The 20,779-nt window shown below is 41.3% G+C and carries 20 protein-coding genes; 10 read left to right on the top strand and 10 right to left on the bottom strand.

The genetic code is table 11. The features are described 5' to 3' along the window. Window positions 1-12 precede the first annotated feature (12 nt). Together ACHSBP_RS05990 and ACHSBP_RS05985 are read right to left on the bottom strand one after the other, a co-directional pair. Window positions 13-735, bottom strand: a complete 723-nt coding sequence (locus tag ACHSBP_RS05990; protein WP_395388347.1) for a hypothetical protein — start codon at window positions 733-735, stop codon at window positions 13-15. 201 nt (window positions 736-936) lie between these two features. Further along, the gene (locus ACHSBP_RS05985; RefSeq protein ID WP_395388346.1) at window positions 937-1,392 is read right to left on the bottom strand and encodes a Spy/CpxP family protein refolding chaperone; all 456 of its coding nucleotides are present in this window, start codon (window positions 1,390-1,392) and stop codon (window positions 937-939) included. A gap of 154 nt (window positions 1,393-1,546) precedes the next feature. Between ACHSBP_RS05985 and ACHSBP_RS05980 the strand changes: the two genes are divergently transcribed. The 3 genes from ACHSBP_RS05980 to ACHSBP_RS05970 are packed head-to-tail and all read left to right on the top strand — an operon-like array spanning window position 1,547 to window position 4,523. Then, on the top strand, window positions 1,547-2,227 hold the full coding sequence (locus tag ACHSBP_RS05980; RefSeq protein ID WP_010561753.1) for a response regulator transcription factor: 681 nt from the start codon (window positions 1,547-1,549) through the stop codon (window positions 2,225-2,227). A gap of 3 nt (window positions 2,228-2,230) precedes the next feature. Continuing rightward, entirely contained in the window at window positions 2,231-3,610 is a 1,380-nt protein-coding gene (locus tag ACHSBP_RS05975) for an ATP-binding protein (RefSeq protein ID WP_395388345.1), read from the top strand. After that, complete coding sequence (locus tag ACHSBP_RS05970) at window positions 3,603-4,523, top strand: alpha/beta fold hydrolase (protein WP_395388344.1); 921 nt, start codon at window positions 3,603-3,605, stop codon at window positions 4,521-4,523. The genes ACHSBP_RS05975 and ACHSBP_RS05970 overlap by 8 nt, the downstream gene beginning before the upstream one ends. On the opposite strand, the gene ACHSBP_RS05965 is transcribed toward ACHSBP_RS05970, so the two are convergent. Further along, window positions 4,501-5,370 (bottom strand): cation diffusion facilitator family transporter, encoded by an 870-nt coding sequence (locus ACHSBP_RS05965; protein ID WP_395388343.1) that lies wholly within the window; start codon window positions 5,368-5,370, stop codon window positions 4,501-4,503. The two genes, ACHSBP_RS05970 and ACHSBP_RS05965, sit on opposite strands and share 23 nt — an antisense overlap. A 100-nt stretch (window positions 5,371-5,470) precedes the next feature. On the opposite strand from ACHSBP_RS05965, the gene trmL reads away from it, so the two are divergent. Then, window positions 5,471-5,935 carry a tRNA (uridine(34)/cytosine(34)/5-carboxymethylaminomethyluridine(34)-2'-O)-methyltransferase TrmL gene (gene trmL, locus ACHSBP_RS05960; protein WP_395388342.1) on the top strand — a complete coding sequence of 155 codons (465 nt, stop codon included), beginning with the start codon at window positions 5,471-5,473 and terminating at the stop codon, window positions 5,933-5,935. Between the two features lie 117 nt (window positions 5,936-6,052). Here trmL and gpsA read toward each other — a convergent pair whose 3' ends face one another. The 4 genes from gpsA to ACHSBP_RS05940 are packed head-to-tail and all read right to left on the bottom strand — an operon-like array spanning window position 6,053 to window position 8,262. Further along, entirely contained in the window at window positions 6,053-7,066 is a 1,014-nt protein-coding gene (gpsA, locus tag ACHSBP_RS05955) for an NAD(P)H-dependent glycerol-3-phosphate dehydrogenase (RefSeq protein WP_395388341.1), read from the bottom strand. A 6-nt stretch (window positions 7,067-7,072) separates the two neighbouring features. Continuing rightward, the gene (gene secB / locus ACHSBP_RS05950) at window positions 7,073-7,552 is read right to left on the bottom strand and encodes a protein-export chaperone SecB (protein WP_395388340.1); all 480 of its coding nucleotides are present in this window, start codon (window positions 7,550-7,552) and stop codon (window positions 7,073-7,075) included. Window positions 7,553-7,573: 21 nt separating this feature from the next. Next, a complete protein-coding gene (grxC, locus tag ACHSBP_RS05945; protein WP_054981163.1) occupies window positions 7,574-7,828 on the bottom strand; it encodes a glutaredoxin 3 in 255 nt (84 codons plus the stop codon). Between the two features lie 2 nt (window positions 7,829-7,830). After that, entirely contained in the window at window positions 7,831-8,262 is a 432-nt protein-coding gene (locus ACHSBP_RS05940) for a rhodanese-like domain-containing protein (RefSeq protein WP_395388339.1), read from the bottom strand. 204 nt (window positions 8,263-8,466) lie between these two features. Between ACHSBP_RS05940 and gpmM the strand changes: the two genes are divergently transcribed. The 4 genes from gpmM to ACHSBP_RS05920 all read left to right on the top strand — a co-directional run bounded on the left by gpmM (window position 8,467) and on the right by ACHSBP_RS05920 (window position 13,260). Next, window positions 8,467-10,008, top strand: coding sequence for a 2,3-bisphosphoglycerate-independent phosphoglycerate mutase (gpmM, locus tag ACHSBP_RS05935; RefSeq protein WP_395388338.1), 1,542 nt, complete (start codon window positions 8,467-8,469; stop codon window positions 10,006-10,008). 3 nt (window positions 10,009-10,011) lie between these two features. Further along, a complete protein-coding gene (locus ACHSBP_RS05930) occupies window positions 10,012-11,136 on the top strand; it encodes a murein hydrolase activator EnvC family protein (protein ID WP_395388337.1) in 1,125 nt (374 codons plus the stop codon). 39 nt (window positions 11,137-11,175) lie between these two features. Next, window positions 11,176-12,357, top strand: coding sequence for a S41 family peptidase (locus ACHSBP_RS05925; RefSeq protein ID WP_395388336.1), 1,182 nt, complete (start codon window positions 11,176-11,178; stop codon window positions 12,355-12,357). Window positions 12,358-12,507: 150 nt separating this feature from the next. Further along, entirely contained in the window at window positions 12,508-13,260 is a 753-nt protein-coding gene (locus ACHSBP_RS05920; protein WP_395388335.1) for a divergent polysaccharide deacetylase family protein, read from the top strand. Window positions 13,261-13,297: 37 nt separating this feature from the next. On the opposite strand, the gene ACHSBP_RS05915 is transcribed toward ACHSBP_RS05920, so the two are convergent. After that, entirely contained in the window at window positions 13,298-14,137 is an 840-nt protein-coding gene (locus ACHSBP_RS05915) for an HDOD domain-containing protein (protein WP_395388334.1), read from the bottom strand. Between the two features lie 157 nt (window positions 14,138-14,294). Further along, on the bottom strand, window positions 14,295-14,693 hold the full coding sequence (locus ACHSBP_RS05910; protein ID WP_395388333.1) for an HIT domain-containing protein: 399 nt from the start codon (window positions 14,691-14,693) through the stop codon (window positions 14,295-14,297). Between the two features lie 107 nt (window positions 14,694-14,800). Between ACHSBP_RS05910 and ACHSBP_RS05905 the strand changes: the two genes are divergently transcribed. Both ACHSBP_RS05905 and ACHSBP_RS05900 read left to right on the top strand, forming a co-directional pair. Next, window positions 14,801-17,014, top strand: a complete 2,214-nt coding sequence (locus ACHSBP_RS05905; protein ID WP_395388332.1) for a DPP IV N-terminal domain-containing protein — start codon at window positions 14,801-14,803, stop codon at window positions 17,012-17,014. A 144-nt stretch (window positions 17,015-17,158) separates the two neighbouring features. After that, window positions 17,159-18,796: a methyl-accepting chemotaxis protein gene (locus ACHSBP_RS05900; protein ID WP_395388331.1), complete on the top strand. Its 1,638-nt coding sequence runs from the start codon at window positions 17,159-17,161 to the stop codon at window positions 18,794-18,796. A gap of 451 nt (window positions 18,797-19,247) precedes the next feature. On the opposite strand, the gene ACHSBP_RS05895 is transcribed toward ACHSBP_RS05900, so the two are convergent. Further along, window positions 19,248-20,774 (bottom strand): M17 family metallopeptidase, encoded by a 1,527-nt coding sequence (locus ACHSBP_RS05895; protein WP_395388330.1) that lies wholly within the window; start codon window positions 20,772-20,774, stop codon window positions 19,248-19,250. Between the last annotated feature and the right edge of the window lie 5 nt (window positions 20,775-20,779).

Here is a 20,779-nt window from a genome sequence, read left to right as displayed (position 1 = left end):
CCTGAACTCGGGTTAATCAGTAAAGGCCACTGAAATATGTGAAATAAGTAATTCAGATGGCCCTTCAAAACCCGAATCGCTGCCAACCATAATCCATACATCGCCATTATCATTAGCCGTGACAGGAATACTTAGCTCGGAGGTCATCTCTTTCGCAATATAACGATTTTCAGCCATACAATCGATACCGTTACTAATATCCCCTACCACCTGACTATGCTCTCCTTGTTCGCCTTGTGTGCCTACATCCCAATTAAGGCGATACATTCCATCTTTAAGGCTATTTTTAGGCTGTTCTGAATGAGTTGCGACTTTGATATAAACAGATTCACCTGGTGGCCCGCCAATGCCTGCACAATTTGATTGAATATTAGTAACTATAGTGGCTTTAAACGACAGGTTATAGCGCTTTGCTGGCCTTAAATTATCAATTTTGCCATAAAGCCCCATAAATAAATCATCTGAACGGTTACTGCCATACAGACGATAGCCATGCTTATCTTCATAAGGTGTTGGTAGCTGTTGATAAGAAGATGCCAGTTCGAAAAAATCCTCCTGCCCTTGCGGATAGTCCGAGAATAACGCTGAAAAATCATGATGGTCGGCATTAAAGTCAATAACGACCGGTTGAGATGTATCTCGATATTGATGCGAGTCACTATCACACGCAACAGACAGTACACATAATGCTGGCACAACAAATGCCGTTCCTATTTTGTTCTTTATATTATTCATAATGTAATTTCCTTATTGACCTGAAATTACATTAGCGCCTTGGGCTAGAAAAAAGTGTTTAACTTTGTGATTAAATGAATAAAATTCGTACACCTTGCACAATAAAAACTGTACAAAAATTCACAAACGTAAATTAATACAATAAAAAGATGCACTAACCAAATACAAACAATATATTTGGTTAGTTACACGATCTGTTAGCTACTTTTCTGCATGTTGCTTTGAACGCTTTTGCTTATTTTTACGTTTCATTACTTTTTTAAGCTTTTCCTGCTGCTCCGTCGTTAACGTATTCCAAACTGCATTTTTATTTTTCGCTTTCATAACAGCAAGCTCGGTGCGTTCACTTTGCTGTTTAGCAAGCATTTGTCTAAATGCCACTTCGTCAAATACTTCAGCATGCACAAGTTCTTTAACATCAGCACGTGTATTCGGATTGCGCTCTTTAAATGCTTTTAGCGCCGCTTTTTCTGCATCAGCAATACTTTTTATTTTATCTTGTTGCACCTTAGTTAAATCTAAACGTGAAATACCGCGCTCTGAAAGTAACATTCGGTACATGTTAAAGCCCTCTTTATGAGGTTTTGCCATAACTACGCTGCTTGAAAGTGCTGCAATTGATAATACTGCCGCCGAAACTAACATTTTAAATTTCATAACATTCTCCAGTTGGGTCTTATTTGGTGTTATGGTTACTTTAGCAAGCTCAATGAAAAGCAACGCAAAGCAATGTAAAGGTTGTGTAAATTGCTTTTTGGCTGCATAGATTCCCCTTAAAATAGGCGTATCCGTTGTATTGCAAGGCAAAGAAATGAACGTACTTCTAATTGATGATGACATAGAACTTAGCGAGTTACTTACCGAGTACCTTTCTTCCCATGAGTTTAATATCACAGCGTGTCACCGCGGGGATACGGGCTTAGAGCAAGCGCTTGCACAAAACTATGATGTTATTTTACTAGATGTGATGTTACCTGGCCTTGACGGGTTCGAAGTATTAAAACAGCTGCGCCAAAGTAAACTTACCCCTGTTATTATGTTAACCGCAAAAGGTGAAGATTTTGACCGTATATTTGGCTTAGAACTTGGCGCTGATGATTATTTAGCCAAGCCATTTAATCACCGCGAATTATTAGCCAGGGTGAAAGCAATCACACGCCGAATCGAAAATATTCAGCAAATGCACAGCAACGCCATTATTGAAGAAAATGGCATTAGGCTAACGCCGCATACCCGCGAAGCATTTGCTGCAGAGCAAAAAATTGAGCTTACTGGTACTGAATTTGAAATTTTGTTTTTACTGTTAAATAACCAAGGTGAAATCGTTAGCAAAGAGACAATTAGCGAGCAAGTGCTAGGTCGAAAACTCGCCGCCTTTGATCGCTCTATCGACATGCATGTCAGTAATATTCGAAAAAAAATAGCAGAGCACATCGAGCAAGAAAAAATAAAAACCGTGCGTGGTGCTGGCTATATTTTGCTTGGAAATTAACTGATGCTAAATAAATTTAACCCAAGAAATTACCTATTTTTTAAAGTGTTTAGTTGGTTTTGGTTAACCATTTTATTTACTTTAACTGTGCTGTTTGTTTTTAGTCAGCTTACTGAGTCTAATGTTGATAGCCATAAACTTCATGGGCCAAAGCTTATCAACCTAAAACGTTTAGCAAATGGTCTCGAGCGTGCACAGCATAAAAAGCCAGATAAAACGCTAGAGCAACTGGCGTCACATCCACGCATTGCCCGTCATCGTTTGTTGTATTTTACGCAAATCGATTCCAATCTGGCGTTTTTTAACCAGCAAAATACACAACAACCTGATGTAAGTTTACTCGCATTTACCCAACAGCTAGAGCCACAAATTATCACCACAGATAAATACCGCGCGTTAGGGCCAGTTAAAGTATCGTATCAGCAACAAACATTTCTAATGTATGAGATTGAACCTTGGCGTACTCCACCACTTGGTTTGCGTATTATTTTAATGCCAGCATGGCTAAAAACGCTGGTCGTTATCGGTGCAACCTTACTGTTAAGTTTACTGTTTAGTCGAACACTAATAAAACCGATAAATAAAATTAAACGCGCGACAACACAACTTGCCAATGGACAACTTGATACCCGTATTGAAATGAATCGTAAATCAGGCGATGAGCTCACAATGCTGGCAAACGACTTTAATGTTATGGCGCAGCGCCTAGAATCTTTAGTAACCAGCCAAAAGCGCCTAATGGCCGACGTATCACACGAGTTACGCTCCCCCTTAACACGCTTACAAATGGCGACAGGGCTTGCACAACTTAAACAATCAAGCGAGCAAGAAAGTTATTTATCACGCATCGAAAAAGAGGCAAACAATCTTGATCAAATGATCTCTGATGTATTAAAGCTATCTAGGTTAGAAGCGAATAATCAATATATTCAAAAAGACCTTCAGCCATTGCAATCAATTCTGCAGCAAGTGCTCAAAGATGCGGAATTTGAATCGGAGCAACAGCATAAACAGCTCAAAGTAACAGGCTCTACCAGCAAACAACTCGAGTTAGATGCTGCACTTATCGCCAGCGCATTTGAAAATATTTTGCGTAACGCTATTAGATATGCAAAAACAACGATTCACTGCGATATTACAGATTGCGATAAAGCCGTAATTGTAACAATTAGCGATGATGGTGAAGGTGTTGAAGCGTCAGAATTACCTATGCTACTTGAACCCTTTTACCGCATTTCACAATCGCGAGAGCGCAATAGCGGCGGCACTGGATTGGGTCTAGCAATAACTAAACATGCTGTAGAAATACACAAAGGTACCATTACACTCGAAAATCAACACAATTCAGGCTTAAAAGTAACCATTACCCTAAATCATGACTAAACAACATAACATCGAACAATTTTGGTCAACCGTCACTCACGCTAAATTAGCGTTTCATGGCAATCAACTTGGCTACGCGTTTATAATACCGAATAACGCCAAAGCAGCTGTGACCATAGTAAATGGTCGCTGTGAAAGCTATTTAAAATATCAAGAGCTCGCCTATAATTTTTATAGCAAAGGATTTGCCGTTTTTATGTGCGACCATCTTGGGCAAGGTGTGTCGAGCCGTTTATTACCCGTTGCAGATAAGGGCTACATTCATAGCTTCGAAGACTATATACAAGGGCTCTCTCTCTTTGTTGAGCAGGTAGTAGAGCAAAACTGGCAAGGTAAGCACTATTTACTGGCACACTCAATGGGCGCTGCGATTAGCTATTTGTACTTGGCAAATCATACACACCCATTTGAAAAAGCTGTGCTCAGCGCCCCTATGTTCGGCATTCCAACACCTGGCTTTCCATACCCTGTAGCAAAATTAATCGTAAATATACTCAGTTTACTTGGCTTAAATACACATTACTTTTTTGGCCAATCTGGATACCTAGAAAAGCCATTTCAGGACAATCCACTGATGCAATGTGAAACGCGCTACAATGCATTTCGCACTTTGTATAAAGAGAACCCAACACTGCAGCTCGGCGGGGTAACTGTAGGTTGGCTCAAACAGGCATTTCGGGCAATTGACCAGATCCAATCCACCTCCACAGCATTACCTATTTTATTGATGCAGGCTGAGCGCGATACGATAGTTGCCAACACATGGCAAGATAAGGTTGTAGCACGCAATAAACCAATGCAAAAGAAATGTTATCACGGCAGTTTGCATGAGATTTTATTTGAGCAAGATGCTATTCGCGATCTTGCTCTAAATGATATTTTTCAATTTTTTAAAACGGATCTTTGTGAATAAGCACATCCACTTCGCCATCCATGATACTGTGAATGGCCTCTTCCACCTCAACCGAAATACGATGAGCATTTGCTAAAGTAAGGTTACTATCAAGCTCTAAATGCAATTGAATAAATTTGGTAGGCCCGCTTTGACGAGTGCGTAACTCATGAAAACCAAGCACCTCAGAGTGAGATAACACCGCCTGTTCAATTTGCAACTTAATGTCATCAGCTAACTCTTTATCCATTAAATAATCAGTTGATTCTTTTGCAACATCATAAGCGTTGTAAAATAAATAACCCGCAATCAGTAAGGTAAATACACCATCACTGTATACCCAACCAAGGTTCGCCAGTATAAGGGCAACAATAACGCTTAAATTTAGCAGTAAATCGCCTTTGTAATGCACTGAATCAGCCTTTATCGCTACCGATTTAGTTTGCTTTAATGCCCAATGCTGAATTGCGATAATTAATAAGGTACACACTACGGCATAAATACTAACAACAACGCCAGTAAATACGGCTTCGCTTTTTACCGGGTTAAATAATCGCTCTACACCATAAAACGCCAGCAAGCATGCGCTACCAGCAATAAATGCTGCTTGTCCAAGCCCTACTAATGATTCAGCTTTACCATGACCAAAGCGGTGGTCATCATCTGCTGGTACAAGCGCAATTCGAAGCACCCAAAAGTTAATGGCAGATGCCGTAATATCTAGCAAGGAATCAGTTAACGAACCCAACATAGTGGTTGAGCCGGTGCTCATCCAAGCCCAAAACTTTGCTGCAACCATGGTGCTTGCTAAAACAAGGGTTAAACTGCTTGAAAGCTTAACCCAATATGCATAATCTTTTTCTTTCATTTTAAAAATGACAAACCTTACCTGCATCACGCTCAAAACATATAGTATCTAACCTGAAAGCTTTGTTAAACTAAGAGAAACTATAAATTTGAGACTTCCCATGTTAGACATTGTACTCTATCAACCAGAAATCCCACCCAACACCGGAAATATTATTCGCCTGTGTGCTAATTCTGGTTTTAATCTTCACCTTATTGAGCCATTAGGCTTTGAATGGGACGACAAAAGAGTGCGTAGAGCTGGACTAGATTACCATGAGTTTAGCCACGTTGAACGTCACGCAAATTTAGATGCCTTTTTTGCTAAAGTACAACCAAAGCGCGTTTTTGCCTGTACTACAAAAGGCTCAGGCCATTACCATAAAGCTAAATTTGAGCGTGGCGACTATTTAATGTTTGGCCCTGAGACTCGCGGCTTACCGAGTGAAGTGATTGAGTCACTGCCAACAGAGCAAAGGCTGCGTATCCCAATGATGCCAGATAGCCGAAGCATGAATTTATCCAATGCCGTTGCCGTATTTATTTACGAAGCGTGGCGTCAGTTTGATTTTGAAGGCGCTGTGTAAACCAATTGAATAGAGCTACTTTATCAAAAGATATACAAGGCTAATAAAAATAAAGGCTTTACCACATTTATGTGGTAAAGCCTTTTTAAACAGATATAGCTATTTTTGAAATTAGAACTAAGCTTCCGCTTTTTTCTGCCTGCCAAGTAAATTCATTGCAGCAAGCTTTACGTCTTGCCCTTTATAAAGCACATTGTAAATTTGCTCACAAATTGGCATTTCAATACCACTGCGCTCAGCAAGTAAAAACACTTCTTTGGTATTGCGATAACCTTCAACCACTTGGCCAATTTCTTGTTGTGCTTGCTCAACTAACTGACCTTTACCAAGCGCTAAACCAAAACGGCGGTTACGCGATTGATTGTCGGTACAGGTTAAGATTAAGTCACCTAAACCGGCCATGCCCATAAAGGTCTCAGGTTTAGCACCAAGAGCAACGCCTAAGCGCGACATTTCAGCCAATCCACGGGTGATTAACGCAGTACGTGCATTCGCACCAAAACCAAAACCGTCAGAAATACCTGCTCCGATTGCGATCACATTTTTAATCGCACCACCAAGCTGCACACCAACCAAGTCATCGTTCGAATAAACACGGAATGAACGGCCACAGTGAAGCATCTCAGATACATCATCAACTAATTTGGTATCCGTTGATGACAGTGAAATAGCGGTCGGTAAACCAATAGCCATTTCTTTCGCAAATGTAGGCCCCGATAACACACCAAGGCTCACATCATCACCTAACACTTCGGCAGCAAGTTGCTGTAACAAGCGCCCGGTATTTGGCTCTAGACCTTTGGTTGCCCATAGCACTCTTGCTCCCGCTGTTAAGTGCGGTTTAATTGCTTTAAGCGTTTCGGAAAATGCATGACTTGGCACAACCACCAGCACTACATCAGACGATGCCACTGTCGCAGCTAAATCATCATTTAATGATAGTGATTCAGGAAACTGTGCACCAGGCAAGTATTGCTGGTTTTCACGTGCTGTTGCTAATGCCTCAATATGATCTTTATTGCGGCCCCACAGGACGACATTGTGACCATTTCGTGCAAAACAAATAGCAAGGGCGGTCCCGTAAGAGCCCGCCCCTAGTACTGCAACAGCATTATCTGCTGAAGTAGTCATAATTAATTATGCGTCAGCAGCTTGAGCGGCTTGCTGTTGCACGTATTGTGCAAATAGCGCATCAAAGTTAACTGGCGCTAGGTTTAACTGTGGGAAAGTACCACGGTTAACCATGTTTGACACAGTTTCACGCGCGTATGGGAATAATACGTTCGGGCAGAAAGCACCTAGCATATGCGCAAGTTGGCCTTCGTTTGCAACACCAATTGCAAAAATACCAGCTTGTTGAACTTCACATAAAAATGCTGTTTCTTCACCAAGTGTCGCATGAACTGTTACTGAAAGTACTACTTCAAATACGCCGTCTTCTAACTTGTTAGAACGTGTATCTAAGTCAAGTTTAACTTCTGGTGTCCATTCCTTTTGGAAAATAGCTGGTGAGTTTGGTGTTTCGAAAGAAACGTCTTTCACGTAAATACGTTGAACTGCAAACTGAGGACCTTCTGCTTGTTGTTCTGCGCCTAAGTTTTGATTCTCTTCTGTCATTTTATTTTCCTAAATTTTGTTTTAAACAAGCAAACCGTCTAAACGACCAGACTGTTCTAGTGCAAACATATCATCACAACCACCAATGTGTTGGTCGTTAATAAAAATTTGCGGCACCGTGTATCCACCGTTTGCTTTAGCAATCATTTCATCGCGAAGTTCAGGCTGAGCGGCAATATCAATTTCCGTGTACTCAACACCTTTTTGCGCTAACAGCATTTTTGCTCGCACACAAAAAGGGCATGTTGGTTTCGTATAAATAACAATATTTGCCATGATTATTTTCCTGTAGTCAGCGGTAAGTTAGCGTTTTGCCACGAAGTAATACCACCCGATAGTACATTAACCTGTTCATAGCCTGCTTTAACCAGCCCATTTGCAATAGACTGCGCAGTCATGCCTGAAACACATACCAAGATAATTGGGTCGTTCTTTGACTTTTCAAGGCCTACAAATTCACCTTGCTTGGCTTTTTCAGCAGCTAAGTGAACGCTGCCTGCAATATGACCTTGATTAAAGTCTTTTAAGGCACGAATATCAACAACTAAACCGTTCTCACGGTTGACTAAATGTGTCAATTGTTGAGGATTAACCTGTTTTACCGCTGAAAAGCGAGATTTAAACCACCCAAGTACAATGGCGCCTAATAAGCCAACCCAAATTAAACATAAAATCAGGTTGTTAGTTACAAATTCGACAAATTGTGCCATCACTTTCTCAATTTTTCTTTACATTAAAAGTGGCCAAGTATACACGGATGATATGAATAAATTCTAGCTCTGCTAGAGTTTCAGTTGAAAATTTTAAATGTGAATACCTTAACTGCTGAATCTGTGGTTAAAAAATGGTATAAATGTCGCGCTATTTTGTGCGCCGTGCTGATACGCGCAATTCTATTTGGATGAGGAATGAGAATGTCGTTACAGAAAAAACCTTTGGTACTGATTATCTTAGATGGTTGGGGATACAGTGAAAAAACAGAAAGCAATGCTATTTTAGCGGCTAACACACCGGTTATGGACCGTTTGTGGCAAGAATACCCAAGTACCCTTATTTCAGGCTCAGGTTTAGATGTTGGCTTACCTCATGGCCAAATGGGCAACTCTGAAGTAGGTCACGTTAATTTAGGCGCTGGCCGCATCGTATACCAAGATTTCACACGTATTACCAAAGCGATTGATGACGGTGAATTTGCTGAAAACCCAGCAATTGTAAACGCAATAGATAAAGCGATTGCCAACGATAAAGCCGTTCACTTAATGGGTCTTTTAAGTCCAGGCGGCGTACATTCCCACCATGAACATATTATCGCTGCCATTGAAGTAGCCGCAAAACGTGGCGCGAAAAAAATCTATGTACACGGCTTTTTAGATGGTCGTGATACCGCACCAAGAAGCGCAGAGCAACCAATTAAAGATGTTTTACAAAAGTGCGAAGAGCTCGGTGTAGGCCGCATTGCAAGCCTAGTTGGCCGTTACTTTGCAATGGACCGCGATAACCGCTGGGAACGTGTAGAAAGCGCATATAACCTAATGACATTAGGCACTGCAGAACATACTTATACTTGCCCGTTAGAGGCGCTAAATGCAGCCTATTCACGCGACGAAAATGATGAATTTATTTCAGCATCCGCAATTCTTGATAACGATAGCCCTGCTACCATTAATGATGGCGACGCTGTATTATTTATGAACTTCCGTGCTGACCGCGCGCGTCAAATGACACGTGCATTTGTGGATGCTGATTTCGCTGGGTTTACTAAACAAAAATCACCACAACTTGCTGATTTTGTGATGTTGACTGAGTACGCTGCAGACATCAAAACGACCGTGGCTTTCCCACCAGAGAAACTAGCAAACGTGTTTGGTGAATGGTTAGAAAAACACAACAAAACCCAACTTCGTATTTCTGAAACTGAGAAATATGCGCACGTAACTTTCTTCTTTAGTGGCGGCCGTGAAGCCGAGTTTGAAGGCGAAGAGCGCGTACTTATTCCATCTCCGCAAGTAGCAACGTACGACCTTCAACCAGAAATGAATTCAGCAATGCTAACCGACAAATTAGTTGAAGCCATTGAATCCGGTAAATACGATGCAATTATTTGTAACTACCCGAACGGCGATATGGTTGGCCACTCTGGGGTATTTGATGCCGCGGTAAAAGCGTGCGAAGCCGTTGATAGCTGCATCGGCCGTGTTGTCGAAGCGTTAGAAAAAACAGGGGCAGAAGCACTTATTACAGCCGACCACGGTAACGCCGAGCAAATGGTTAACCCCACAACGGGTCAAGCACACACGGCACACACCAGTGAGCCAGTGCCATTTATTTATGTTGGCCGCAATGCAACACCGTTACAGGGTAAAAAGTTAAGCGATGTAGCACCTACAATGCTTCACTTGATGGGCATGGAGCAGCCAAGCGAAATGACTGGCGAAACAATTATGAAGTTAAGCTAAGCCATGCGTCGCTGTTATTTATTCGTTGTTTTATCGGTATTAGCTTGTGCTTCGCAAGCTAATACCGAGCGTACTAAAGATGATCTTAACCAAGTTCAAGAGCAACTTAAGAACACTAATAAAACCTTTAAAGAGCAGCAAGCACTGCTAGATAAAACTGAAAAAGACCTTAAAAAAGCCGATCTCGCCATTGCCGAAAGCTCTAAAAAACTAAAACAACTAAAGTTTGATGTTGAGTTAAATCTAACGGAACAGGCAACGCTTAAAGATAAAATAAAGTCGCTCGAAATCGACAAGAAAAATCAGCAGTCAGCGCTTGCCGCGCAACTGCGTAGTGCTTTTATGACCGGCAACCATGATTATGGCAAATTACTCTTAAGCCAGGATCAGGTGCAGAATGTTGAGCGCACATTAAATTACTATCAATATTTAAATAACGCGCGCATAAAAGAACTCGAAAAATTAAAAACAACACTAATTGAATTAGAAAATAGCCGACAATTACTGGCACAAAATCAAACCCAGCTTGAAGAACTGCTAAATACGCAACAGCAGCAGCAAGAAAAACTAGTGGTTGCCAAAAAAGAGCAAAAAGCGAATTACCAATCGCTTAAAAGCACCTTACAAAAAACCCAATCTCAACTTGTGTATTTAAAACAAAACGAACAAGTATTGAAACAAACCCTTGAACAACTTAATAAAGAACTCATAGAAAGCGAAGTTAAGCTAGTTGGCCTACAAAAACAAAAAGGCAAACTCGATTGGCCGTCACACGGAAAATTAGCCCACAGGTTCGGCCAGAAAAAACACGGTAGCCTGCGCTGGAAAGGCGTTTTAATGAACGGTAAAGAAGGCGCTCCGGTAAAAACAATTGCCGACGGACAAGTATTATTTGCCGATTGGTTAAAAGGATTTGGCTGGGTAATTGTAATTGATCACGGTAAAGGGTTTATGAGCCTGTACGGCCATAGCCAAGCGCTTTTGAAAGAAGTTGGCGATAAAGTAAGGGCCGGAGAACAAATTGCTTTAATCGGACAAAGCGGTGGACAATCAAATCCTAGTCTATACTTTGAAATACGGCATAAGGGAAGAGCGGTAAACCCTATTAAATGGTGTAGACGAATTTAGGATTCATAATTGGCTACACCTCATTTGAGGAGTGAGCCAATGACTTTTTTTCTTAATAGTTTAAAAATCTGTGCTTTAGCATGTTTATTTTGGGTGTCGGCTGTATCAGCTGACGCGAAGACTACATCTCATATTTCGATGGCTGAAGTGCTCGCCAACATCGAGCATTTTTACGTTGATGATATCGACGCAAACAAACTTAACCAACATGCTATCGAGTCCATTTTCAAACAACTCGATCCCCATTCTGAGTTTCTTGACCAAACTGAACTTGAAGCCTTGTTTAATGTTGCCAATGGCCGCTACACCGGATTAGGTATAGAGGTAGAGCAGCGTGAGAAGCACATTGTAATTGTAGCTGCGATTGAAAACTCACCAGCTCAAACAGCGGGCTTAACAAAAGGTGATATTCTACTGAAAGTAAACGATATTTCAGTTATCAACCAACCAATCAAGCAAGTCTCTAAATTAATTAACCAGCAGCAAAAACCACACGTTAAACTCACCATTGCACGAAATGGCCATGAACAACCATTACTTTTCGAGGTGGAACGTAAAAAAATCGACCTCAAAAGCGTAAAAGGTAATATTAACAGCCAAGGTATCGCCTACTTACGCATTATCAATTTCAACAATCATACTTTGTATGATGTTGCCAAAGAACTTGCCCATCTTTCGCAAATTGTCGCCGGTGAAATTAACGGATTAATTATCGATTTACGAGACAACCCTGGTGGCATTCTTGATAGTGCAATTGAAGTCTCTGATTTATTTTTAGAAAGCGGCGTCATAGTAAGCACTAAAGGGCGCTTTGCTGAAGCCAATCAAGAATATTATGCACAAGAGGGTGACGTACTAGGCGGCGCGCCGATTATAGTGTTAATTAACGAAGGGTCTGCATCTGCTGCTGAAATTCTTGCCGGTGCGCTGCAAGACAATCAACGAGCACAATTAGTTGGCACACGTTCATATGGCAAAGGCTCTGTGCAATCACTTATTCCACTGGGTGATGGACAAACTGCTTTAAAACTTACGACAGCTAAATATTACACCCCTAGCGGTCGCTCAATCGAAGGGTCTGGCATACTACCTGACTACCCTGTTTTACAGCATAACTTTGCCCATAATGGCGATTTTACACAGCCACAAACAGAGACATTCATTAATGCCAAAGTCCATGATCTACAACTTGAAAAAGCGTGGCAATTACTAGAAAAATAGGTCATTATTAGTAGAGTTTCGAGAAAGGCTCAGGATGAGCCTTGAATAGATAACCGTTTGTTAAGCGGCTAAGTTTCAAAGGTATCCACTAAGATATTTAGCCACTTAGGTGAATTGGTATAATAATTAAAAAGAATAATAAGAATACCTGTGCGTTCAATTACTTGTTTGTTTCTACTAGCAGTAACCCTTTTCAGCAGCAATTGTTTTGCCGCTCGTGTGGCGATTTTAATTGATGATATTGGTAACCACGCTAACGACTTAACGGCATTAAATATCTCAGGTGAATTGTCATACGCAATTTTGCCTTATACCCCTTACGCTAAACCTTTTTCAGCCAGAGCATCACAATTATCGCGTGATGTAATTCTGCATGTGCCAATGGAAGCAATTAGTGGCAAAGCACTAGGACCTGGCGCACTAACGTCAGATATGGACAAACAAGCACTGCAAACCCAATTGGTTGAAGCATTGAATGATTACCCCGATGTGATCGGAATTAATAATCATATGGGCTCGTTTTTAACACAAAAGGTAGTGCCTATGGCGTGGACCATGGAGATCCTTCGTGATCGCTCACTGTTTTTTATTGATAGTAAAACCACCAAAGACAGTCAAGCACAGAATATGGCTAAGCTGTTTGGCGTTGCTAATGCATCGCGTCAGGTATTTTTAGATAATATTCCGAATGAAAAACAGATGATGTTTCGCTTAAAACAGCTAATTCATATCGCTAAAAAGTCAGGAAGCGGTATCGCAATTGCTCACCCATACCCTGAAACAATTAAGTTCTTACCCAATGCGATTACTGCATTAAAAGAGCAAGGTATTGAACTGGTGCCTGTGTCAGAGCTAATCGGTGATAAGCCGATGCAACTCGCAAATCAAACTACGGCGGAATAGCAACACCACATAAAATGCTATGTGATGTTGTTAGTCGTTAGGCAAACATTGATTTTACATCATTGAGTAGTTCTGAGTATTCATCACTCTCTAAAACACTTACATCACTGAGCACACCTTTATTTACATAGGCTTGCAACGACTTTTCTTTGTCTGCAACATTCAGCAGGCCTTCACTAATCGCCGCCATGCGAATAAAATCAACATAGCATGAGTTTTCAGGCTTATATTCTGGGTTTGCCCAAAGTTCTGCCACTTCCACAAATTCGTCAGTAAAATCCCACGCACGCATAATATGACCACCGATACGACCACCGAGTTTTTGAATCGCTTGCGCTAAAAACTGCGGATTAGCAAATACTTCTTGGTGGCGCTCTGCTTCAGTTAAAATTGGTAAAATTCCAATATTATAAACTAATGATGCCAAGGTAATGGTGTCGATGTTAAGCGAGCTGTGCTTGTTATCCTTTAAATGCAGGCTTAACAGCGTAATTGCCGACGACGCGACATCAACTGTTTTTTGCCAACTTTTAGATAAATACTCTTTTACCACTTTGTTTTTTGAAACAAACAGTTGTTCCATTGCCATTGCTGTAGCAATGTTTTTAATTTGCCTTAAACCAATTCGTGTTACGGCTTGATTAAGTGTTGATACTTTAACGGCACGTCCTAAAAATGCACTATTGGCTACTTTAATCATACGCGCAGAAAGTGCCGGATCATGAGCAATAACATCTCCCATGTCCATTAAATTCACCTCTGGATTGTCAGCAGCTTCTCTTACCTTTACTGCAACTTCCGGAAGGGTTGGTAATACCAAGGTATCATTATTAATTTTTTCAACCAAAATGGTAAGTAATGCGTTTTCTGTCGACATATAAAGATCGTCCTTTTTATAGTTTTCTATTTGCTCGAGCGAACTCGTTGCACCGATTAACCAACAGGTCTTTACCAGCATATTCAAGTAGTTTTATGTTATATTTCAAAGCGCTTTAAACTAAGCTTAGCCTATAAATTTTGCTGCGCTAAACAATTTATTCAGTTAAGTTAAATTGCTCAATTAATTGTAGTAATTGTTCGCTACTATATGGTTTCACTGGGAAAGCTCCCCATACAGGTTGTGGCCATGCAATATCGTTTTGGTAACGCGCAATGTGATGAATATGTAATTGCTCCACTACATTACCAAGCGCTGCCACATTTAATTTATAAGGCGAGAACACCTCACGAATTAAGTGCTGTAATTGACGTGACTCAAGTTGTAATTGATTCTGCTGCTGCTCTGTTAAATCAATAATATCCCGCGCACCCTCTACTTTAGGTACCAAAATAAACCAAGGGTATTGGCTATCATTCATCAACAGCACTTTACAAAGTGACCAATCGGCAATCTCTATACAATCGCGTTTTAGCTCTTTTGCTAATTCAAACATCACATTACCTTATAATTTGTTTACGTCGTTTATAGCAATTTGTTGCCATTAATTCTATATCTTCATACCATCTGGTTATCACACATAACAGCAACTAAGAGTAAATAATGAATAAAAGATTGATTGCTTTGGCAAGTGCAAGCTTAATCAGCACAAGTGCACTGGCTCAGCCACTGTCTCTTGAGCGTATTTTTTCTGATCCAAGTTTGGCAGGAAAAGCACCGGTAAAGTTAAAATTTTCACCTGATGGTAGCCGTGTAACCTATCTGCAAGGCAAAAAAGAAGACTACAACCGTTACGACTTATGGGAATACAACCTAAAAGATAAAACCAATCGACTATTAGTTGATTCAAACAGTATTTTTTCAGGTCCAGAAACTTTATCAGATGAAGAAAAAGCACGTCGTGAACGTATGCGCGTATTCGGTAAAGGCATTATGGAGTACATTTGGTCTAAAGACGGCAAAGCGCTTTTATTTCCACTAAATGGTGATATTTATTATTACGATTTAGCTAAACAGCAATCACGCAAACTTACCGATACACCAGAGTTCGAAACCGATGCAAAAATTTCACCAAAAGGTAATTTTGTATCTTATATTCGTGCACAGAATTTATATGTACAAAACCTAACAACGGGTAAAGAAGTTCAGCTAACAACCGACGGTGCAGATACCATTAAAAACGGTATGGCCGAGTTTGTTGCACAAGAAGAAATGAGCCGAATGACAGGTTATTGGTGGAGCGGCGATGAAGCGAAAATCGCATTCACCCGTATTGATGAGTCACCTGTTTCTGAAGCTATTCGTAACGAAATTTACGCTGATGAAGTAAAACTATTTAACCAACGTTACCCATTTACAGGTACTAATAACGTCGATATTCAACTAGGTGTAGTTAGCCTTAACTCGCAGCAGATTGACTGGGTTGATATGGGCGAAGATAAAGATATCTATCTTGCACGCGCTAAATGGTTAAATGACGACAAGACACTCTCATACCAATGGCAAAACCGCTCTCAACAACGTTTAGAGTTACGTTTTTATAACAGTGAAACCAAAAAACAAAACGTTGCACTCACTGAAACCAGCAATACTTGGATTAACTTGCATTTCGATTTACGTTTTTTAAACGATAAAAAGCATTTTGTTTGGGCATCTGAGCGCGATGGTTTTAAACATCTATATCTTTATAAAGTGGATGGCACCTTAGTGCGCCAAATCACGCAAGGTGATTGGATTGTTGAAAGCATTAAGAGCATTGACGAAAAAAATGGCCTTATTTACTTTTCAGGCCGTGCTGACACCCCACTTGAAAGCCACCTTTACTCGGCAAAGCTATTTGAAAAATCAAAACCTCGCCGTTTAACCGACACAGGTAAATTCCACTCGGTAGTTATGGCAAAAGATAACAAAACCTTTATTGACCGTAGCTCAAGTGTAAACCAACCGGCACAAGTATCGCTACGTGACAACCTAGGTAATTTTATTACTTGGTTAGAACCGAATCGCCTTGATAACAACCACCCTCTTACACCGTATTTAAACGACCTAGTTGAACCAGAGTACGGCACATTAAAAGCTGATGACGGCCAACAAATGCATTATCGTTTGTTTAAGCCAAAAGCGCTTGAGGCTGGTAAAAAATACCCTGTAATGGTTAACGTTTATGGTGGTCCACATGCGCAGCGTGTTACTAATAGTTGGCGCAGTAAAAACCTCTACTTCCAATACATGGTGCAGCAAGGTTACATTGTGTTCCAATTGGATAACCGTGGTTCATACAACCGGGGTAAAAAGTTTGAAGATCCAATCTACAAACACTTAGGTGAAATTGAAGTACAAGATCAGATCAAAGGTGTCGAGTTCTTACGTACTTTAGATTTTGTTGACCCTGAGAGGATTGGTATTTATGGCCACAGTTACGGTGGTTATATGGCGTTAATGACAATGTTTAAAGCGGGCGACTACTTTAAAGCTGGCGTATCAGGTGCACCAGTAACCGACTGGGCACTTTACGATACTCACTACACAGAGCGTTATTTAGGTCACCCACAAACCAATGCTAAAGGTTATGAACAAAGTGCAGTTTTCCCGTATGCCGAAGGACTCTCTGGCCCGCTGATGATCTATCACGGCATGGCCGACGACAACGTACTATTTACTCACGCAACTAAGTTATTTAAGCAGCTACAAGACAATGCACAGCAGTTTGAAATGATGACTTACCCTGGCTCAAAGCACAGCTTGCGAGGTAAGAAAGTACAAACTCACCTGCATCAAACGATCACCGACTTTTTTAACCGTCACTTCAAACAGTAACGGCTACACAATTAGTCTTATAAACGAAAAGCGGGCTTGCCCGCTTTTTCTATTTCTTTTATAAAAATAATGTCTTAGGTCAAATTATATTTCGAAATTTATAGTCTAATATTAAAACAATAAACTTAATCTGAAGGTGGCATTATGACAACACTTCGCCGCATAAGCATCCAACAAAGATTGGCCATATTGGTGGGCCTAATCGTACTCGGCCTTGCCTTGCTAAGTGCCGCTACATTAAATTCCCAATACAATCTACTTAAAAACGAATCCTACCAAAAAACCAAAAGCGTCGTTGAAGCCGCCCATAGCGTAATCACCGCATACCACACAAGACAAATTAGCGGTGAGCTAAGCGAGCAGCAAGCAAAAGACACAGCCAAAGCAACCATTAGTAAATTACGATACGAGGGCAATAATTACTATTGGATCAACGACACAACACCAAACATGATCATGCACCCGATTAAACCTGAGCTTAATGGCAAATCACTCAGTAACGTGAAAGATCCCAATGGCGTGCGATTATTTGTCGATATGGCCAATATCGTCAGACAACAAGGTGAGGGCTTTGTGCCTTATCAGTGGCCAATGCCAGGTGCAGATGAACCGGTTGATAAAATTTCGTATGTAAAAGGCTTTAAGCCATGGGGTTGGGTTATCGGTTCTGGCATTTATCTAGATAATCTCAACAAATTATTTGTGCAACAGGCAACTGCGTTATTAATTAAAACATTATTGATTATTTTTGTTGTCGGCGCAGCGGCGTATTTAATTGGTAAAAGTATTATCTCTCCAACTATTGAAGCAACGAAACTTATGAAAGATGTTGCGCAAGGAGAAGGCGACTTGACGCGAAAACTCACCACCGATGGTAATGACGAAATTGCGCGACTTTCTGGCTACTTTAATCAATATTCTGACAAAATACGCGACTCATTAAAACAAGTCGCAAGTGCCTCAGAGCAAGTTCTGGTGCAAGCAAACACAGTATCAAAGACCAGTGATAACAGCCAAGGATATATCCAAATGCAGTCTGATAATACTACACAAGTGGCAACTGCAATGGAGCAAATGACCGCGCAAATAAGAGAAGTAAGTGATAACGCAAATGCTGCAGAGCAAGCAGCAAATCAAGCTAGAGAAAACACGCAAACAGGTAAAGAAGTCGTCACTAAAACGATCAGTCAAATAGAATCGCTATCGAATAATATTGACCATGTAAGTGACGTCGTTGCGTCACTCGCCGCAGAAAGTGACAACATTGGCGCTGTACTGGATGTAATTAGAGGCATTGCAGAACAAACCAACTTACTTGCATTAAATGCAGCAATTGAAGCCGCACGCGCAGGTGAACAAGGGCGTGGTTTTGCAGTAGTTGCAGATGAAGTAAGAACACTTGCTAGTCGTACAGGGCAAAGCACGGAAGAAATTCAACAAATGATCCAAAAGTTACAACAAGGCGCACAAGAAGCGGTGTCTGCAGTAAGTGCGTCGCAGTCAACCTCTCGCGACACTGTCACTCAGGCCAGTCAAGCCGATGAGGTGCTCAATCAAATCGATGAGTTAATGAATGTGATTTCTGAAATGAATAGCCAAATTGCCCGTGCAACAGAAGAGCAAAGCCAAGCAGCTAGCGAAGCTAATATGCGCATCAACGAATTAGCGGGCATGGCAGATGAGTCACTAAATAACACCCATCAATTAAATAGCGCAAGCAATGAGCTGATAGCCAGCAGTGAACAAATGAATGCCGTAGTGAATCGTTTTAAATTGGAGTAATACTAGGGTCTGTTGACCTTTCAAGTTCGTTTTTGCAGCAGTTTGATTGGGTTTTATACAAGGCAGAGGCTGCGTGGCATAGTTATTCTATGTGAGCCTGCCGATAACACAGTAGAAAAGCCAATCAAGCGCTGCCGAACGGTTCTTTTGAGCGCTCTTTTCTCATTGTTGCCTACACGGATGTAGGTAAGGGGCGTGAGCAGGACGCGGAAGCTTTGCTCGATATTCGCTTAGATTACTAGGCCATACATCGAGCGCCGCGATAAAAGCACGCCCAAACAGAACAAAAATAGAACAGCAAAGATCAACAGACCCTAGAGTTTATTGATACAACGAAAAAGGCCGAACAGGTGTTCGGCCTTTTTATCGCTAAGTGCAATTGCTACCGTCTTACCACGAGTTGAGATAGGTTAACCTCAGGCTCTGACAAGCAGTAACTTTACATCTAAGATTATTTACAAAATGTCGCGTAAATACTTGCAAGTGATGCTGCAGTTGGTTTGCCGTGTTGCCAGTCGCCGCCCTCAACACCACTACCAGCAATGTCAACATGAATGTACGGAATTGGCAGCTCTGAGTTTGCGCCGTGCTTATCAAGGCCTGATGCCACAGCCAAAAATGCCATTGGGAACTGGTGACCACGGGCGGTAATTGCTGATGGCGCATTGTTACTCGACAATACATCGTCTGCTAACGTTTTAGGTGCGATAAAGCTATAGTCTTCGCGGCGTTCGCGCGATACTTCAGAACCATCAGCCCATAAGTCACCTTGCATTGCGATATTGTGCGATAAGTTAAGCGCTCTTGATGCACCATTTTCAACAAGCGCAGTATAAGGGCCCATTGCTCGTGCAGCGTGTCCTGTTAATGTTGCAACGGTAAATACAACAGGGTTAACTTCACCCTTAGCGACATCTTTAATTTCACTTAAGAGATCGCCCATTGCCAAGCGCCCTTCCGCATCAGTATTACCAATACGTACGCGCACGCCTTCACGGCTTGTGATAATTTCATCTGGTACAAAACAGTCAGAGCCAATTGAATTACGAACAACTGCTAAGTAGGCTACTACTTTAACCCCTTTAGGTTGATGCTCTGCAATACTCTTCATAAAGCCAGCAACTGATGCAGCGCCACCTTTATCACGGCTCATGCCCGCCATTGCACCACCTACTTTTAAGTCTGCACCACCTGTATCGTAAACAAGGCCTTTACCAACAAATAATAGCGTACGTTCAATATCGCCTTCAGGCACATATTCAAGCTTAACAACACGCGGGTGATGACGCTCTACCGCGTATGATGCGCGCGCTACAGTGCTAAGCATCGGGTAATTTTTATCAATAAATTGAGTATCGGAAATCACCTCTACCGATACTGCGCTGTTAGCGAATAAGCTTTCACAGTATTCTGCAAATTTAGGAGGTGCCATACGCTCAGGCTCAGTACCGCAAAGGTCGCGCGCAGCGTACTGACCTTGTGCAATAGCATTTGCATAATGGCTATCAAATTCGCCAATAACAGTAATAGATTGAATTGGTTCAATTGCCGCACCGTGGAATTCACGTGCTTCTAGCGGTTGCCATAATGCTTGGCAAGCACCTAAATACGCTACTGTTGTCGCTTGCTGATAACGCTTATCTAATTGGCCTAGTACTAAAATTGCAGGATTTGTTGCACCCGCTTGTTTTGCTTCTAGTACACCTTGTTTTGCCGCATCGAAATAACGACGCACATCGTCATAGTCACGCTCTAAAGGGCCTGTTGGTGCAATCACTAAACGTTTTCCAGGTGCATTGTCATTCACCAACAATAGTGCTTTTTGGCCTATGCGCTTATCGAATTGCGCGGTAACCATTACGCTATCGCGAAAATCATTAGGGAGTAATGTCAAGTCTGGCGAGATAATAATTAAACTATCAACATATTGAGGTAAATCTGAAATTGATGCCGCTTGCAGGGCCTTTGGTGAAGTCATTTTTG

The sequence above is a fragment of the Pseudoalteromonas sp. XMcav1-K genome (assembly GCF_044005875.1).
In the GTDB taxonomy this organism is placed as follows: Bacteria; Pseudomonadota; Gammaproteobacteria; order Enterobacterales; family Alteromonadaceae; genus Pseudoalteromonas; species Pseudoalteromonas spongiae.
This window is presented reverse-complemented; position numbering and strand designations above follow the sequence as displayed.

What these genes read in the sequence shown, in the direction of transcription:
- ACHSBP_RS05990 (WP_395388347.1), bottom strand. Translation starts at nt 735, where the DNA reads ATGAATAATATAAAGAACAAAATAGGAACGGCATTTGTTGTGCCAGCA.
- ACHSBP_RS05985 (WP_395388346.1), bottom strand. Translation starts at nt 1,392, where the DNA reads ATGAAATTTAAAATGTTAGTTTCGGCGGCAGTATTATCAATTGCAGCA.
- ACHSBP_RS05980 (WP_010561753.1), top strand. Translation starts at nt 1,547, where the DNA reads ATGAACGTACTTCTAATTGATGATGACATAGAACTTAGCGAGTTACTT.
- ACHSBP_RS05975 (WP_395388345.1), top strand. Translation starts at nt 2,231, where the DNA reads ATGCTAAATAAATTTAACCCAAGAAATTACCTATTTTTTAAAGTGTTT.
- ACHSBP_RS05970 (WP_395388344.1), top strand. Translation starts at nt 3,603, where the DNA reads ATGACTAAACAACATAACATCGAACAATTTTGGTCAACCGTCACTCAC.
- ACHSBP_RS05965 (WP_395388343.1), bottom strand. Translation starts at nt 5,370, where the DNA reads ATGAAAGAAAAAGATTATGCATATTGGGTTAAGCTTTCAAGCAGTTTA.
- trmL (WP_395388342.1), top strand. Translation starts at nt 5,471, where the DNA reads ATGTTAGACATTGTACTCTATCAACCAGAAATCCCACCCAACACCGGA.
- gpsA (WP_395388341.1), bottom strand. Translation starts at nt 7,066, where the DNA reads ATGACTACTTCAGCAGATAATGCTGTTGCAGTACTAGGGGCGGGCTCT.
- secB (WP_395388340.1), bottom strand. Translation starts at nt 7,552, where the DNA reads ATGACAGAAGAGAATCAAAACTTAGGCGCAGAACAACAAGCAGAAGGT.
- grxC (WP_054981163.1), bottom strand. Translation starts at nt 7,828, where the DNA reads ATGGCAAATATTGTTATTTATACGAAACCAACATGCCCTTTTTGTGTG.
- ACHSBP_RS05940 (WP_395388339.1), bottom strand. Translation starts at nt 8,262, where the DNA reads ATGGCACAATTTGTCGAATTTGTAACTAACAACCTGATTTTATGTTTA.
- gpmM (WP_395388338.1), top strand. Translation starts at nt 8,467, where the DNA reads ATGTCGTTACAGAAAAAACCTTTGGTACTGATTATCTTAGATGGTTGG.
- ACHSBP_RS05930 (WP_395388337.1), top strand. Translation starts at nt 10,012, where the DNA reads ATGCGTCGCTGTTATTTATTCGTTGTTTTATCGGTATTAGCTTGTGCT.
- ACHSBP_RS05925 (WP_395388336.1), top strand. Translation starts at nt 11,176, where the DNA reads ATGACTTTTTTTCTTAATAGTTTAAAAATCTGTGCTTTAGCATGTTTA.
- ACHSBP_RS05915 (WP_395388334.1), bottom strand. Translation starts at nt 14,137, where the DNA reads ATGTCGACAGAAAACGCATTACTTACCATTTTGGTTGAAAAAATTAAT.
- ACHSBP_RS05910 (WP_395388333.1), bottom strand. Translation starts at nt 14,693, where the DNA reads ATGTTTGAATTAGCAAAAGAGCTAAAACGCGATTGTATAGAGATTGCC.
- ACHSBP_RS05905 (WP_395388332.1), top strand. Translation starts at nt 14,801, where the DNA reads ATGAATAAAAGATTGATTGCTTTGGCAAGTGCAAGCTTAATCAGCACA.
- ACHSBP_RS05900 (WP_395388331.1), top strand. Translation starts at nt 17,159, where the DNA reads ATGACAACACTTCGCCGCATAAGCATCCAACAAAGATTGGCCATATTG.
- ACHSBP_RS05895 (WP_395388330.1), bottom strand. Translation starts at nt 20,774, where the DNA reads ATGACTTCACCAAAGGCCCTGCAAGCGGCATCAATTTCAGATTTACCT.